The organism is Streptomyces sp. NPDC052012 (assembly GCF_040689265.1).
In the GTDB taxonomy this organism is placed as follows: domain Bacteria; phylum Actinomycetota; class Actinomycetes; order Streptomycetales; family Streptomycetaceae; genus Streptomyces.
Genome location: NZ_JBFAXA010000040.1, coordinates 26,049 through 40,352, shown reverse-complemented (window position 1 = coordinate 40,352; position 14,304 = coordinate 26,049). Strand labels below are relative to the sequence as shown.

Sequence of the window (14,304 nt, the reverse complement as noted above, 5' to 3'; positions counted from 1 at the left end):
AGCGGCTGGCGCGTCAACACCACCGCTTCTCGAGTGACCGATTCCGCGCCAGACCGAGGACGGACACCACCGCCCCGGCCCCGACTCACCCACCCCCCGTAGGCGCTACCCAAGCCCCACCGGACCCGCACAGGCGCCGCAGGCATCAGACGCGCACCCCCACCGGCCCCGCAGGCACGCACCGACAGCCTCAGCGGAGCCACCCGTGCGCGTGCCCCCGCCCATGACGGCGTCCGCGCCCGAGCCCATACACGGCCCCGTGCACGTGCCCGTTCCCGTGCTGCCGCCGCAGCACCACCCCCGCGGCCACGACGGCCCCCGCCGCCACCCCGGCGATCACCACCGGTTTCGGCGTCTGCGCCGCACTGCTCCGCAGCTGCACCCCCATCGCCCCGGCCTTGTCCCGCAGGTCGTCCGCCCGAGCCTTGGCCCGCCCCTTGACGTCCATTTTCCCGGCCAACTGCTCCACCGTGTCACCGAGGTCATGCCGCGTCTGCTCGATCTGCCGGCGCAGCTCGTCCGGCCCCTTGGCCCCCCGCCCGGCTCCAGCGTCCCGAGTCGTCATCGATGCGCCCTTCCCTTGATCTCCTCGACATCGGCCTTCATGCTGCCCAGCGCCCGCTCAGGCTTCGGCGGCGTGGCCCGCTTCAGCTGCCCGCGCCCGGCCATGGCCAGCACGCCCGCGATCACGAACAGCAGCGCGGTGACGATCAGCGCCGCCGCCCACACCGGCACGACCAGCGACAGCGCCGCCGCGCCCGTTCCGGCGGCCGCGAGCAGCCCCGCGTAGGCGAACGCGCCCGCCGCCCCCAGCATCCCGCCGCCCCGCCCGGCACGGCGACCCTTCTCGGCCAGTTCCTCCTTGGCGAGGGCGACTTCCTGACGTACCAGCCGCGAGAGCTGTTCGGCGGCCTGTCCCACGAGCTCACCCACGTTGTGCTCGTCGCGAACCGGCCGTTGGTCGATGGTCCCGGTCACGGTGTGCCTCCTCTCGGTCGGGAGCACCCCGAGTACCCCCACCGGCCGACCGCTACCCCTGCCCGGAGCCGCCGCTCCCCCGTTCCCCCAGCCGAGCGAGCTGCGCCTGGAACCAGTCGAGCCGAGCCTGCAGAAAGGCGGCCTCGGCAACCAGCTCCGCAACCCCGAAGGCCGAACCGACACCGCCCCCCGCCCCGGAAACGGCACCGGAGCCGCCACCGCCACCGCCACTACGACGGGCATCCGCACCGCCCCCCGACACAACGCGAACCCCACCCCCCGCCAGCCGAGCGAACTCCCCGAACGAAACAACCCCCCGCCCCCGCCCGCACTCCGCACACACAGGAGCCAACGCCCGCCATCCGACCCGCCCCCACCCCGCATCGGCGAACGCGACAGCCGGCCCCCCGCACCCGCGCCCGCACACCCCGACCGTCACCGCCCGCACTCGCTGCCGCGCATACCGAAACCCCCGCTCGAACCGGATGTACCGGCCCAGCACGGCGACCTCGAGCAGCACGGCCGCACGATGCTCGGCCGTGCACAGCAACCCCTCGGCCACGGACCGTTCGTGCACGCAGTGAAAGCCACAGTCGCACCGGCGATGCGGTACCCGATGCCGCAGCCCGTAGACGCACGCCGCGTCGGCCAGCACTCCGTACGGCAGCGCGCCGCCCAGCGACACACCGGTGAACCCGGCGCTGCCGCCGTCCTGCGACAGCATCGGGTGAGCGATCTTGAATCCGGTCGGCGGCTCCGAGGGACGTTCCTCAGGAAGCCGCAGCCTCATCGCGCGACCGGCACCTCTTCAGGCACGGTCGGCCCGGCTTCGCGAGCCGCCTCGGCCTCGGGCACCCTGGGGTCCTGATCCGCCTCTGCCTCCACCGGCCGCTCCTCCGCGACCCCGGTGGCCAGTGCCTTGCCCAGCTTCATGACGCCTCCGCTTGGACCTGCCGTCGGTTGACCGTCCCGGCCATGGTGACGCACAAGTCCCCCGTTTGGACATAAGCCATGAAGAATTCCAGCCGCCGCCGGTAAGCATTGCTTACCCATATCATCCACAAAATGTAAGTGGAGCTTCACGATGATGCAGCCGACACTACAGCCATGACCCCACCCCGCACCCTCTGCGCCATGATCACCCCCTTCACCCCCACCGGCGCCCTCGACCTCCCCGGCGCCCAGCGCCTGGCCGACCACCTCATCACCCAGGGCTGCGACGGCCTCGTCCTCTCCGGCACGACGGGCGAGTCCCCCACGACCACGGACGAGGAGAAGGCGGCCCTGATCACGGCGGTCCGCGAAGCGATCGGCACCCGGGGCCGCATCATCGCCGGCGTGGGCACCCCCGACACCCGCCACACCATCGAACTGGCCCGCGCCGCCGCGAAGGCCGGCGCGGACGGACTCCTGGCGGTCGCCCCGTACTACAGCCGCCCCCCGCAGGACGCGATCGAGGCGCATTTCCTCGACATCGCCGACGCCACGGACCTGCCCCTCACGCTCTACGACATCCCGGCCCGCACCGGCACCCGCATCCAGCCGGACACCCTGCTCCGCCTGGCCGAACACCCGCGGATCACGTCGGTCAAGGACTGCTCGTACGACTTCCTGGCCGCACAGAAGGTCATGGCCCGCACGGACCTCGCGTACTACGCGGGCAGCGACGAACACAACCTGGCCCTGTACGCCGTCGGCGCCACCGGCTGCATCAGCACGCTCGCGAACGTGATCCCGGCCCACGTGCGCGCGGTCCTCGACGCGTTCGACGCGGGCGAGACCGCGAAGGCGGCCCGCCTCCAGCAGCAGGTCACCCCCCTCATCGAGGCGATGATGGCGAGCGGCCTGCCCGGCACGGTCACCGCCAAGGCCCTCCTCACGGAACTCGGCCTCCCCGCAGGACCGGTCCGCCCCCCGCTCCGCCCGGCGGCCCGCGAGACGGTGACCGAACTGCTGGCGGCATACGCGGAGACGACCCCGGCGCACTGAGCGAAGCCCCGAGTCCCACCCCGCACACGACGAGGGCCCGGGCCGGGAACACGCCCCGGCCCGGGCCCTCGCCCCCGAACGCTCAACTCCAGACGTACCCGTCCCCGATCAGCAGCACGTGCTCCAGCACATCCTCCATCGGGTCATCGACCTGCCCGGTGTTGACCAGCCCGATCCGGGGCCCGTTGTGCGCCTGCGTGTTGGTCTCGTCGGCGTGTGCGACACCGGCCGGCAGCCAGCACACCAGCGCCGCCATGACCGCGCCGGTCAGACAACGCGCCACGACCCTCGCCCGCTCGTACCTCATACCCAGGACCCTCGTTTCGTCGGTTCGGCGTCTGATCGGACTCTGCGTCCACCTGTTCATCGCACCGCCCCACCACGAGGTCACGGCTGGTAACTCGTACGGGATCAGTTGTGGTTGTGCAGGACCTCGTTCAGCCCGCCCCAGACCGCGTTGTTCGGGCGGGCCTCGACCGTGCCGGTGACCGAGTTGCGGCGGAAGAGGATGTTGGAGGCGCCGGAGAGTTCGCGGGCCTTGACGATCTGGCCGTCGGGCATGGTGACGCGGGTGCCGGCGGTGATGTAGAGGCCCGCCTCGACGACGCACTCGTCACCCAGGGCGATGCCGACGCCCGCCTCGGCGCCGATCAGGCAGCGCTCGCCGATGGAGATGATGACGTTGCCGCCGCCGGACAGCGTGCCCATCGTGGAGGCGCCGCCGCCGATGTCGGAGCCGTCGCCCACCACGACGCCGGCGGAGATGCGGCCCTCGACCATCGACGTGCCGAGCGTGCCGGCGTTGAAGTTGACGAAGCCCTCGTGCATGACGGTGGTGCCCTCGGCGAGGTGCGCACCGAGCCGGACCCGGTCGGCGTCGGCGATGCGGACGCCCTTCGGGGCGACGTAGTCCGTCATGCGCGGGAACTTGTCGATCGAGGTGACCTGGAGGTGCAGGCCCTCGGCGCGGGCGTTCAGCCGGACCTTCTCGACGTCGTCCACCGCGACCGGGCCCAGCGAGGTCCAGGCGACGTTCGCGAGGTGGCCGAAGATGCCGTCCAGGCTCTGGCCGTGCGGCTTGACCAGGCGGTGCGACAGCAGGTGCAGGCGCAGGTAGACGTCGTGGGCGTCGACCGGCTTCTCGTCGAGCGAGGAGATGACCGTGCGGACCGCCACGACCTCGACGCCGCGGCGGGCGTCCGGGCCGGTCGCCGCGGTGGCGCCGCCGCCGAGGAGTTCCGCGGCGCGCTCGGCGGACAGCCGCTCGGTGCCGGAGGGGCCGGGCTCGGCGACCAGCTCGGGCGCGGGGAACCAGGTGTCGAGAACGGTGCCGTCGGCGGCGATGGTGGCGAGGCCGGCGGCCACTGCGCCGGTGGTGCTCTGAGCAGTCGTGTCGGTCATGAGGGCAACCTAACGTGACGCCGCCCGCGGGTGCGAACCGGTACGGGGGCGTCTCACGTGCCGGGCGGTACGTCCCGCCGGCCGCACCGGGCTGCCGCGGGCACCGCGTCCCGCACCGCAGGGTCCCCCTCCGGCCTCCCGTCTCTCTCCTTCCGCACCGCACGCCCCCAGCGTCCCACCCACAGCACCGCGCTCCCGGCCGCCGCCCCCAACCCGGCGGCCACCGGCCACAGCATCCCCGGCGCCGTCTCGTACAGCGCACCCCCGAGCGGTGCCGCCAGGACCATGCCGCTGATGGAGACGCCGGCGTACAGCGACTGGAAGCGGCCCTGGACGTGCACGGGAGCCTGGTCGGCGACGTAGGCCGTAGCGGGGGTCTTGTACAGGAGTTCGCCGAGGGTGAGCAGGGCCATCATCGCGACGGCGGTGCCGAGGCCCGCCCCGAGCAGCAGCGTGCCGTAACCGGCGGCCACCAGGAGCAGCCCGGTGCCCACGATGTGCAGGGGAGAGCGGCGGCGCAGGGCCAGCGCGGCGGGCAGTTCCAGGCACAGCAGCACACCGCCGTTGATCGCGAGCAGGGCACCGTACACCTCGGTGCCGAGTCCGTGGTCGGCGAGGAAGACCGGGAAGGTCGAGTACTGCTGCCGGTAGACGACATCCGTGACGAGGATCGCCGCGAGCAGCACCAGCACCGCCGGGCGGGCGCGCAGGGCCGGCCAGAGTCCCTCCGGTTCTCCGAGGCGCGGGTCGCCCGAGGCCCGCGGAGCTCCGCCGGCACGGGCCGGGACCATGCGTGCGGTCCACCAGGCGAAGGCGAGACCGCCGACGCCCTCGGCGACGTAGAGCCAGTCGTACGACAGCCTGGTGGCGACCAGTGCGGCGAGCACGGGGGCGACGGCGAAGCCGCCGTTGCCCGCGGTGCGCACCAGGGCGTACGCCTGGCGGCGGGCGCCCTCCGGCACGACGGCCGCGACGAGCGCGGAGTTGGCGGCACGCTGCACCCCGGCCGCGTACTCGGCGAGCGGCAGCGCGAGATACAGGGCGGCCGTCGGGAGCAGGGGCACGGCGGCCAGCAGCACCCCCGCGGTGGCGGCGGCCGCCAGCAGCACCCGCCGGTGTCCGTACCGGTCCCCGTACCAGCCGCCGGTGAAGTTGCCCGCGACCAGCCCGACCCCGCCGATGCCGCTGAGCAGGCCCGCCTCACCGGTGCCGAGCCCGCGCGGGCCGGTCAGGTAGAGGAAGAGGTAGGCGAAGCCGACGCTCACGACACTGTTGACGAAAGTCCCCGCGGCCAGCAGCCACACCGTGCGCGGCACATCCCTCAGCCCACCCACGTCCGCCCCCCGATCCCGCGCCCGGGAATCCCGCACCCGGAGTAAGTTCCTTTTGGGAACGGACTATGTCAGCATGGCAGCCTCGGGTCAACGGCCGCCGGCGAGCGGGACGGCCGACCCGAGGGGAAGGGACGCGGCTCATGGCCCGCAGAACGAGCCTGGGCGACGCCGACTGCGCCATCGCACAGGCCCTGGACGTCGTCGGCGACTGGTGGACGCTGCTGATCGTGCGGGACACCGCCCGCGGGGTGCACCGCTTTGACGAGCTCCAGCGCGAACTGGGCCTGTCCCGCAAGGTGTTGACGGAGCGGCTGCGGCTGCTCGTGGAGGCGGAGGTGCTCACGCGCGTGCCCTATCAGGACCGTCCGGTACGTCACGAGTACCGGCTCACCCCGCGGGGCCGGGCCCTGCTGCCCGTCCTGGTGGCCCTTCAGGACTGGGGCGACGCCTGGGTACTGGGCGACGGCGGGACCACGGCGACGGCGGCGGAGGCGTCCGCCGAGGCGCACCGGGTCCACGCCCTGCTCGGCACCCGCGTCCCCGAGCTCCGGCTGACCGACCACGAGGGCACCCCGCGCGACCCGGTCGGCGCCGGCACCCCTTGCACCGTCCTGTACTGCTTCCCCGGCGCCTACGCCCGCGCCGACGCCTACCCGCCCGGCTGGTCGGACATCCCCGGCGCGCGCGGCTGCACCCTGGAGTCCTGCACCTTCCGCGACCGCCACACCGAGTTCGCCGCCGCCGGTGCCACGGTGCACGGTGTGTCCACCCAACGCGCCGACGAGCAGCGGGCGTTCGCCGAGAAGGAGGGGCTGGGCTTCCCGCTGCTGTCCGACGCCGATCTCGAGTTGATCACCGCGCTGCGGCTGCCGACGTTCCGCGCGGCGGGGGTGAGCCGGCTCAAGCGGCTGACGCTGGTGGTGGACCGCGAGCGGGTCGTACGGCACGTGCAGTACCCGGTCACGGACATCGCCGGGAGCGTCGCGGCGGCGCTCGACGAGGTGCGCCGGCTCAGCTCGCCGGAGGCCCGGCTCAGCGCATCGCAGGACCGGCCGGAATGATCCGGCGCAGCATCTCCCGCGCGTAGCCCTCGTCGTAGGGGGTGTCGGTGAGCAGGACCTGGAGGCAGATGCCGTCCATCAGGGCGACCAGGGCGCGGGCCGTCACCGGGTCCGTGCGGTGGGAGAGCAGTCCGGTGACGCCCTGACACCACTCGGCGGCGACCGGGCGCAGGGCGGGGCGGCGCAGGGCGGCCAGGTACAGCTCGTACTCGAGCTCGACACCGGTGCGCTCGCCTCCGAGCCATGCGCCCATCGCGGCGGCGAGTTCGGCCGCCAGGTCGCTGCCCGGGTCCCGCAGACCCGCGTGCGCGGCGACCACCTCGGCGAAGCCCTCGTTCGCCTGACGCAACGCGGCGACCAGCAGCTCGTCGAGGGTGGCGAAGTGGTACGTCGTCGAGCCGAGCGGCACATCGGCCTCGGCGGCGACGCTGCGGTGGCTCAGCCCCGCGATGCCGCTGCGTCCCACGACCCGGATCGCGGCGTCGATGATCCGCTGCCGCCGCTCGGGGTCGTAGCGCCGGGCGCGGGGCGCGGCCATCAGTGCGCGCCCCCGAGGTTCAGCACGACGACACCCACGATGATCAGCGCGATCCCGGCGGCCTTCGCGACGGTGAGCCCCTCCCCCAGGAACAGGATCCCGATGGTGGCGATCGCGGCGGTCCCGACCCCGGCCCAGATCGCGTAGGCCGTGCCGACGGAGACCGTCCGCAGGGTCTGGGCGAGCAGGGCGAAGGAGACGACGTAGCCGAGGAGCGTCAGCAGTGAGGGCACCAGCCTGCTGAAACCGTCGCTGTACTTCATCGCGGTGGTGGCACCGACCTCGGCGGCGATGGCTCCGGCCAGGAGCAGATATCCCATGTGTACGAGCGTACATAACGGCGCCCTGGAGAGCACCGGAAACAGCGGGACGGCGGTACCCGCAGGTACCGCCGTCCCGGAGGAACAAGAGGAACAAGCTGTGTCACACGTTGAAGCCCAGCGCCCGCAGCTGCTCGCGCCCATCGTCCGTGATCTTGTCGGGGCCCCACGGCGGCATCCAGACCCAGTTGATGCGCAGCTCGCTGACCAGGCCGTCCGTGGCGGACTTGGCCTGGTCCTCGATGACGTCGGTCAGCGGGCAGGCCGCCGAGGTCAGGGTCATGTCGACGGTCGCCACATTGGAGTCGTCGATGTGGATGCCGTAGATGAGGCCGAGGTTGACGACGTCGATGCCCAGCTCGGGGTCGACGACGTCCATCAGGGCCTCGCGGAGCTCCTCCTCCGAGGCCGGCTTCATCTCCACGGTCTCGCTCATGCCGTTGTCCTTTCGGCGTCGGCGCCCAGCGCCTGGGCCGTCGCGTCCTTCCACGCCATCCAGCTCAGGAGGGCGCACTTGACCCGCGCGGGGTACTTGGAGACACCGGCGAACGCGACCGCGTCCTCCAGGATCTCCTCCATCGCGTCGTCGGGCTCGATCTTCCCCTTGGACTGCATCAGCTCCAGGAAGGTCTCCTGGATCCGCTGCGCCTCGGCCAGGTCCTTGCCGACCAGCAGCTCGTTCAGCACCGAGGCCGAGGCCTGGCTGATCGAGCAGCCCTGGCCCTCGTAACTGACGTCGCTGATCGTCGAGCCGTCGTACTTCACGCGCAGCGTGATCTCGTCGCCGCACGTCGGGTTGACGTGGTGCACCTCGGCGTCGCCGTCCCGAAGACCCCGGCCGTGCGGGTTCTTGTAGTGGTCCAGGATGACGTCCTGGTACATGGAGTCCAGCTTCACGCCTCAGCCCCTCATCCGAAGAAGTTCCGTACGTGCTCCAGGCCGTCGACCAGGGCGTCGATCTCGGCCGGCGTGGAGTACAGATAGAACGACGCTCGCGTGGTCGCAGGAATTCCGTACCGCAGGCAGACCGGGCGGGCGCAGTGGTGGCCGACCCGGACGGCGATGCCCTGCTCGTCGAGGACCTGGCCCACGTCGTGCGGGTGGATGTCGCCGAGGGTGAAGGAGATCGCGGCTCCCCTGTCCTCGGCCGTGGTCGGGCCGATGATGCGCAGGTCGGGGACCTCCGCGAGCCGCTTCACGGCGTACTCGGTGAGGGCGTGCTCATGGGCGAGGATCTTGTCCATGCCGATCGACCGGAGGTAGTCGATCGCGGCGCCCAGACCGACCGCCTGGGCGATCGGCGGGGTGCCCGCCTCGAACTTGTGCGGGGCGGGCGCGTACGTCGACGAGTGCATCGACACGGTCTCGATCATCTCGCCGCCGCCGAGGAACGGGGGCAGGTCCTCCAGCAGCTCCTGGCGGCCCCACAGGACGCCGATGCCGGTCGGGCCGCACATCTTGTGGCCGGTGAAGGCCACGAAGTCGGCCTGGAGCGCCTGCACGTCCAGCGGCATGTGCGGGGCGGCCTGGGAGGCGTCGACGCAGACCAGCGCGCCGACCTCCTGGGCGCGGCGCACGATCGCCTCGACCGGGTTGAGCGTGCCCAGGATGTTGGACACCAGCACGAAGGAGACGATCTTCGTCTTCTCCGTGATGACCTCGTCGATGTTCGACAGGTCGAGGCGGCCGTCGTCGGTGAGGCCGAACCACTTCAGCCTCGCGCCCGTGCGCTGCGCGAGCAGCTGCCACGGCACGATGTTGGAGTGGTGCTCCATCTCCGTGATGACGATCTCGGTCTCGGAGTCCACCCGGTAGGGCTCGTCGGCCCAGCCGAGCATGTTCGCCACGAGGTTGAGCGACTCGGAGGCGTTCTTGGTGAAGATCACCTCGTCGCGCGAGGGCGCGTTGATGAACTCCGCGACCTTGTCGCGCGCACCCTCGTACAGCGCCGTGGCCTCCTCGGCGAGCACATGCACACCGCGGTGGACGTTGGCGTTGTAGCGCTCGTAGTACTCACTGAGTGCGTCCAGCACCTGACGCGGCTTCTGGCTGGTCGCCGCGTTGTCCAGGTACACGAGCTTCTTGCCGTCGTGGACCTGGCGGTCCAGGACGGGGAAGTCCTTACGGATCGCCTCGGTGTCGAGGAGGCCCGGCAGCTGTGTCACGCGGATGCGCCACCCTTCGTGTATGCCTCGTAGCCCTCGGCCTCCAGCTTGTCGGCGAGCTCGGGGCCACCGGACTCGGCGATGCGGCCGGCCGCGAACACGTGGACGTGGTCGGGCTTGATGTAGCGCAGGATGCGCGTGTAGTGCGTGATCAGCAGGGTGCCGACCTCGCCGGTCTCGCGGACGCGGTTGACGCCCTCGGAGACGACGCGCAGGGCGTCGACGTCCAGGCCGGAGTCGGTCTCGTCGAGGATCGCGATCTTCGGCTTGAGCAGTTCGAGCTGGAGGATCTCGTGGCGCTTCTTCTCACCGCCGGAGAAGCCCTCGTTGACGTTGCGCTCGGCGAAGGCGGGGTCCATGTTGAGGCGCTCCATGGCCTCCTTGACCTCCTTCACCCAGGTGCGCAGCTTGGGGGCCTCGCCGCGGATGGCGGTGGCGGAGGTGCGCAGGAAGTTGGAGACCGAGACGCCGGGGACCTCGACCGGGTACTGCATGGCGAGGAACAGGCCGGCGCGGGCGCGCTCGTCGACGGACATCTCCAGGACGTCCTCGCCGTCGAGGGTGACGGTGCCCTGGGTGATCGTGTACTTGGGGTGACCCGCGAGGGAGTAGGCGAGGGTCGACTTGCCCGAGCCGTTGGGGCCCATGATGGCGTGCGTCTCGCCCTGCTTCACGGTGAGGTCGACGCCCTTGAGGATCTCCTTCGTGGCGTTGTCGGCCTCGACGGTGACGTGCAGGTCTCGGATTTCAAGCGTTGCCATGGGTGCCTCAGGACTCCTGGGTGAGGGAGACGAGCACGTCGTCCCCTTCGATCTTTACGGGGTATACGGGGACGGGGCGCGTCGCCGGGAGGGCGTCGGGCTTGCCGGAACGGAGGTCGAAACGCGAGCCGTGCAGCCAGCACTCGATGTGGCAGTCGTCCACCTCGCCCTCCGAGAGGGAGACGTTCGCGTGCGAGCAGATGTCGTGGATCGCGAACACCTCGCCCTCGGTCTGCACGATGGAGACCGGCGTGCCGTCGAGTTCCACCCGCTTCGGGGTGTCCTCCTCCAGCTCGCCCAGTCCACAGACGCGTACGAAGGTCATGCGACCGAAGCCTCCAGCTCCTCCTCGATCTTGGCGATCAGGCGCTCCTCGATGTCGGGGACGCCGATCTGCTGGACCAGTTCGGCGAAGAAGCCGCGGACCACCAGCCGGCGGGCCTCGTGCTCGGGGATGCCGCGGGCCATCAGGTAGAAGAGCTGCTCGTCGTCGAAGCGGCCGGTCGCGGAGGCGTGCCCGGCGCCGACGATCTCGCCGGTCTCGATCTCCAGGTTGGGGACCGAGTCGACCCGCGCGCCGTCGGTGAGGACGAGGTTGCGGTTCATCTCGTAGGTGTCGGTGCCCTCGGCCTTGGCCTCGATGAGCACGTCACCGATCCACACGGCGTGCGCGTCGTCGCCCTGGAGCGCGCCCTTGTAGGCGACGTTCGACTTGCAGTGCGGGGTGTTGTGGTCGACCAGGAGGCGGTGCTCCTGGTGCTGACCGGCGTCGGTGAAGTACAGGCCGAACAGCTCGGCCTCGCCGCCGGTGCCCGCGTAAGCCACGCGCGGGTGCAGCCGTACGACATCGCCGCCGAAGGTGACGACCACGGACTTGAAGGAGGCGTCCCGGCCGACGAGGGCGTTGTGCTGCGCCACGTGCACGGCCTTCTCGTCCCAGTCCTGGACACAGACCACGGTGAGCTTGGCGCCGTCGCCGAGGACGTACTCGACGTTGGCGGCGAGCACCGCGTCACCGGTGTGGTCGATGACCACGACGGCCTCGGCGAAGGCACCCAGCTCGATGACCTGGTGGCCGAAGGCGACCCCGCCCTCGCCGTGCACCGCGATGCGGATCGGCTCGGTGAGGACGGTCTCCTTGGGCACGGTCACGACCGAGGCCTGCTGGAACGCGGAGTACGCCTGGGCGGCGACCCGGTCCACCGGGGTGCCGGCCTTGCCGAGCCGGGCGTCGTCGCGGCCGACGGTCTCGACGATGACGCCCTCGGGCGCCTCGACGGCGACCTTGACGCCCTCGCCGGTGGCGGTGGCGGTGCCGTCGTGCAGACCGCGCAGGCGCTCCAGCGGGGTGAACCGCCACTCCTCCTCGCGGCCGTGCGGGACGGGGAAGTCCGCGACGTCGAAGGAGGGGGGCGCGCTCATCCGGGTGGCGACGGTCGACTCGGCGGCGACCGCGATCGAGCCCGCGGTGGTGGAACCCACGGGGATGTTCTGAGCCTCAGCCATGGCTGTCGTAGTGCTCGCTTTCCTTTACGTAAGGGGCTTGACGGAACGGCGTGGTGCTTTAGCCGACCGCGCCTTCCATCTGCAGCTCGATCAGCCGGTTGAGCTCGAGGGCGTACTCCATCGGCAGCTCCTTGGCGATCGGCTCGACGAAGCCGCGCACGATCATCGCCATCGCCTCGTCCTCGGACAGGCCGCGGCTCATCAGGTAGAAGAGCTGGTCCTCGGAGACCTTGGAGACGGTCGCCTCGTGGCCCATGGACACGTCGTCCTCGCGGACGTCCACGTAGGGGTAGGTGTCCGAGCGGGAGATGGTGTCCACCAGCAGCGCGTCGCACAGCACGTTGGACTTGGAGCCCGGGGCGCCCTCGCCGATCTCGATCAGACCGCGGTACGAGGTACGGCCACCGCCGCGCGCCACCGACTTGGAGACGATGTTGGACGACGTGTTCGGCGCCATGTGGACCATCTTGGCGCCCGCGTCCTGGTGCTGGCCCTCGCCCGCGAAGGCGATGGACAGGGTCTCGCCCTTGGCGTGCTCGCCCATCAGGTAGACGGCCGGGTACTTCATCGTCACCTTGGAGCCGATGTTGCCGTCGACCCACTCCATGGTCGCGCCCTCGTAGGCCACGGCGCGCTTGGTGACCAGGTTGTAGACGTTGTTCGACCAGTTCTGGATGGTCGTGTAGCGGCAGCGGGCGTTCTTCTTGACGATGATCTCGACGACCGCGGAGTGCAGCGAGTCCGACTTGTAGATCGGGGCGGTGCAGCCCTCGACGTAGTGCACGTAGGCACCCTCGTCGACGATGATCAGGGTCCGCTCGAACTGGCCCATGTTCTCGGTGTTGATCCGGAAGTAGGCCTGGAGCGGGATCTCCACGTGCACGCCCTTCGGCACGTAGATGAAGGAGCCGCCGGACCACACGGCGGTGTTCAGCGCGGCGAACTTGTTGTCACCGGCCGGGATGACCGTGCCGAAGTACTCCTTGAAGAGCTCCGGGTGCTCCTTCAGCGCGGTGTCGGTGTCGAGGAAGATGACACCCTGCTCCTCCAGGTCCTCGCGGATCTGGTGGTAGACGACCTCCGACTCGTACTGGGCGGCGACACCGGCGACGAGGCGCTTCTTCTCGGCCTCGGGGATGCCCAGCTTGTCGTAGGTGTTCTTGATGTCCTCGGGGAGGTCCTCCCAGGACTCCGCCTGCTTCTCCGTGGAGCGCACGAAGTACTTGATGTTGTCGAAGTCGATGCCCGACAGGTCCGAGCCCCAGTTCGGCATGGGCTTCTTCTCGAACAGGCGCAGGCCCTTGAGACGGAGCTTGGTCATCCACTCCGGCTCGTCCTTCTTGGCGGAGATGTCCCGGACGACGTCCTCGCCCAGGCCGCGACGCGCCGACGCACCGGCCTCGTCCCGGTCGGCCCAGCCGTATTCGTACTTGCCCAGACCCTCGAGCTCAGGGTGGGCAGTCTCCGTGGGGAGAGTCATGCGGGGTTCCTCCCGGCCGTGCTTGCAGATACGTTCTCTGTGGCGTGTGAAGTCTTGGAAGTCTTCGGGATAAACGTCGTGCAGACGCCGTCGCCGTGGGCGATGGTCGCCAGCCGCTGTACGTGCGTACCGAGGAGCTCGGCGAAAAATTCCGTCTCGGCCTCGCACAGTTGCGGAAACTGCTCGGCGGCGTGGGCGACCGGGCAGTGGTGCTGGCACAGCTGCTCGCCGACCGGTGCGCTGCGCGCGGTGGCAGCGTACCCGTCCGCGCTGAGGGCTTTCGCCAGGGCTTCCGTCCGCTCCTCGGGCGCCGCGGCCTGCACCGCCTTGCGGTAGGCGTCCGCCTGGGCGGCGATCCGGGCGCGGGCGAAGGCGGCGATCGCCTCGCTGCCGCCCTCCTGCTCACCGATCCAGCGCAGGGCGTCCACGGCCAGCTTGTCGTACGACTGGTCGAAGGCGTCCCGCCCGCAGTCGGTGAGGGCGAAGACCTTCGCCGGGCGCCCGCGCGTGCGCGCGCCGTAGACGCGCCGCTCGCGGGCCTCCACCACGCCGTCGCCGGACAGGGCGTCGAGATGCCGGCGTACGGCCGCCTGGGTGAGTCCCAGCCGCTCCGCGAGCTCGGCCACGGTCGACGGGCCGTGGTCCAGGATGGAACGGGCGACCCGGTTGCGGGTGGACCGCTCACCAGTCGCCAGTTCCTCGTGGGAAGCCTCGCCAACGTTTTTCACAACGCCATTGTTGCGTAATTCATCAGAGCCGGGCAAGCCGCGC

General features: G+C 70.8%; 19 protein-coding genes. 2 read left to right on the top strand and 17 right to left on the bottom strand.

The window, feature by feature from the left end:
• Positions 1-190 precede the first annotated feature (190 nt).
• The 4 genes from AB0412_RS34940 to AB0412_RS34925 are packed head-to-tail and all read right to left on the bottom strand — an operon-like array spanning position 191 to position 1,911.
• Positions 191-565 carry a DUF3618 domain-containing protein gene (locus AB0412_RS34940; RefSeq protein ID WP_366406643.1) on the bottom strand — a complete coding sequence of 125 codons (375 nt, stop codon included), beginning with the start codon at positions 563-565 and terminating at the stop codon, positions 191-193.
• Positions 562-978: a phage holin family protein gene (locus tag AB0412_RS34935; protein ID WP_366406642.1), complete on the bottom strand. Its 417-nt coding sequence runs from the start codon at positions 976-978 to the stop codon at positions 562-564. The genes AB0412_RS34940 and AB0412_RS34935 overlap by 4 nt, the downstream gene beginning before the upstream one ends.
• A 52-nt stretch (positions 979-1,030) precedes the next feature.
• Positions 1,031-1,768 carry a hypothetical protein gene (locus tag AB0412_RS34930; protein ID WP_366406641.1) on the bottom strand — a complete coding sequence of 246 codons (738 nt, stop codon included), beginning with the start codon at positions 1,766-1,768 and terminating at the stop codon, positions 1,031-1,033.
• On the bottom strand, positions 1,765-1,911 hold the full coding sequence (locus AB0412_RS34925; RefSeq protein WP_366406640.1) for a hypothetical protein: 147 nt from the start codon (positions 1,909-1,911) through the stop codon (positions 1,765-1,767). Before AB0412_RS34925 ends, AB0412_RS34930 begins: the two co-directional genes overlap by 4 nt.
• Positions 1,912-2,085: 174 nt before the next feature.
• Between AB0412_RS34925 and dapA the strand changes: the two genes are divergently transcribed.
• On the top strand, positions 2,086-2,967 hold the full coding sequence (gene dapA / locus AB0412_RS34920; protein ID WP_366406639.1) for a 4-hydroxy-tetrahydrodipicolinate synthase: 882 nt from the start codon (positions 2,086-2,088) through the stop codon (positions 2,965-2,967).
• Between the two features lie 82 nt (positions 2,968-3,049).
• On the opposite strand, the gene AB0412_RS34915 is transcribed toward dapA, so the two are convergent.
• The 3 genes from AB0412_RS34915 to AB0412_RS34905 all read right to left on the bottom strand — a co-directional run bounded on the left by AB0412_RS34915 (position 3,050) and on the right by AB0412_RS34905 (position 5,702).
• Positions 3,050-3,274 (bottom strand): hypothetical protein, encoded by a 225-nt coding sequence (locus AB0412_RS34915; protein ID WP_366406638.1) that lies wholly within the window; start codon positions 3,272-3,274, stop codon positions 3,050-3,052.
• A gap of 104 nt (positions 3,275-3,378) precedes the next feature.
• Entirely contained in the window at positions 3,379-4,368 is a 990-nt protein-coding gene (gene dapD, locus AB0412_RS34910; RefSeq protein ID WP_366406637.1) for a 2,3,4,5-tetrahydropyridine-2,6-dicarboxylate N-succinyltransferase, read from the bottom strand.
• 53 nt (positions 4,369-4,421) lie between these two features.
• Positions 4,422-5,702, bottom strand: coding sequence for an MFS transporter (locus tag AB0412_RS34905; protein WP_366406636.1), 1,281 nt, complete (start codon positions 5,700-5,702; stop codon positions 4,422-4,424).
• Between the two features lie 140 nt (positions 5,703-5,842).
• Between AB0412_RS34905 and AB0412_RS34900 the strand changes: the two genes are divergently transcribed.
• On the top strand, positions 5,843-6,763 hold the full coding sequence (locus AB0412_RS34900) for a winged helix-turn-helix transcriptional regulator (RefSeq protein ID WP_366406635.1): 921 nt from the start codon (positions 5,843-5,845) through the stop codon (positions 6,761-6,763).
• Here AB0412_RS34900 and AB0412_RS34895 read toward each other — a convergent pair.
• The 10 genes from AB0412_RS34895 to AB0412_RS34850 all read right to left on the bottom strand — a co-directional run bounded on the left by AB0412_RS34895 (position 6,735) and on the right by AB0412_RS34850 (position 14,261).
• Positions 6,735-7,301, bottom strand: coding sequence for a TetR family transcriptional regulator (locus tag AB0412_RS34895; RefSeq protein ID WP_366406634.1), 567 nt, complete (start codon positions 7,299-7,301; stop codon positions 6,735-6,737). The genes AB0412_RS34900 and AB0412_RS34895 overlap by 29 nt on opposite strands.
• Complete coding sequence (locus tag AB0412_RS34890; protein ID WP_366406633.1) at positions 7,301-7,621, bottom strand: multidrug efflux SMR transporter; 321 nt, start codon at positions 7,619-7,621, stop codon at positions 7,301-7,303. The genes AB0412_RS34895 and AB0412_RS34890 overlap by 1 nt, the downstream gene beginning before the upstream one ends.
• A 103-nt stretch (positions 7,622-7,724) precedes the next feature.
• The gene (locus AB0412_RS34885) at positions 7,725-8,057 is read right to left on the bottom strand and encodes a metal-sulfur cluster assembly factor (protein ID WP_073942328.1); all 333 of its coding nucleotides are present in this window, start codon (positions 8,055-8,057) and stop codon (positions 7,725-7,727) included.
• Positions 8,054-8,518, bottom strand: coding sequence for a Fe-S cluster assembly sulfur transfer protein SufU (gene sufU / locus AB0412_RS34880; RefSeq protein WP_366406632.1), 465 nt, complete (start codon positions 8,516-8,518; stop codon positions 8,054-8,056). The genes AB0412_RS34885 and sufU overlap by 4 nt, the downstream gene beginning before the upstream one ends.
• An 11-nt stretch (positions 8,519-8,529) precedes the next feature.
• The gene (locus tag AB0412_RS34875; protein ID WP_366406631.1) at positions 8,530-9,786 is read right to left on the bottom strand and encodes a cysteine desulfurase; all 1,257 of its coding nucleotides are present in this window, start codon (positions 9,784-9,786) and stop codon (positions 8,530-8,532) included.
• Positions 9,783-10,547: a Fe-S cluster assembly ATPase SufC gene (gene sufC / locus AB0412_RS34870; protein ID WP_366406630.1), complete on the bottom strand. Its 765-nt coding sequence runs from the start codon at positions 10,545-10,547 to the stop codon at positions 9,783-9,785. The genes AB0412_RS34875 and sufC overlap by 4 nt, the downstream gene beginning before the upstream one ends.
• A 7-nt stretch (positions 10,548-10,554) precedes the next feature.
• Positions 10,555-10,872 carry a non-heme iron oxygenase ferredoxin subunit gene (locus AB0412_RS34865; RefSeq protein ID WP_260826422.1) on the bottom strand — a complete coding sequence of 106 codons (318 nt, stop codon included), beginning with the start codon at positions 10,870-10,872 and terminating at the stop codon, positions 10,555-10,557.
• Entirely contained in the window at positions 10,869-12,053 is a 1,185-nt protein-coding gene (gene sufD / locus AB0412_RS34860) for a Fe-S cluster assembly protein SufD (protein ID WP_366406629.1), read from the bottom strand. Before sufD ends, AB0412_RS34865 begins: the two co-directional genes overlap by 4 nt.
• Positions 12,054-12,111: 58 nt before the next feature.
• Positions 12,112-13,533: a Fe-S cluster assembly protein SufB gene (gene sufB, locus AB0412_RS34855; protein WP_260826420.1), complete on the bottom strand. Its 1,422-nt coding sequence runs from the start codon at positions 13,531-13,533 to the stop codon at positions 12,112-12,114.
• Positions 13,530-14,261, bottom strand: a complete 732-nt coding sequence (locus AB0412_RS34850; RefSeq protein ID WP_366406628.1) for a metalloregulator ArsR/SmtB family transcription factor — start codon at positions 14,259-14,261, stop codon at positions 13,530-13,532. The genes sufB and AB0412_RS34850 overlap by 4 nt, the downstream gene beginning before the upstream one ends.
• Between the last annotated feature and the right edge of the window lie 43 nt (positions 14,262-14,304).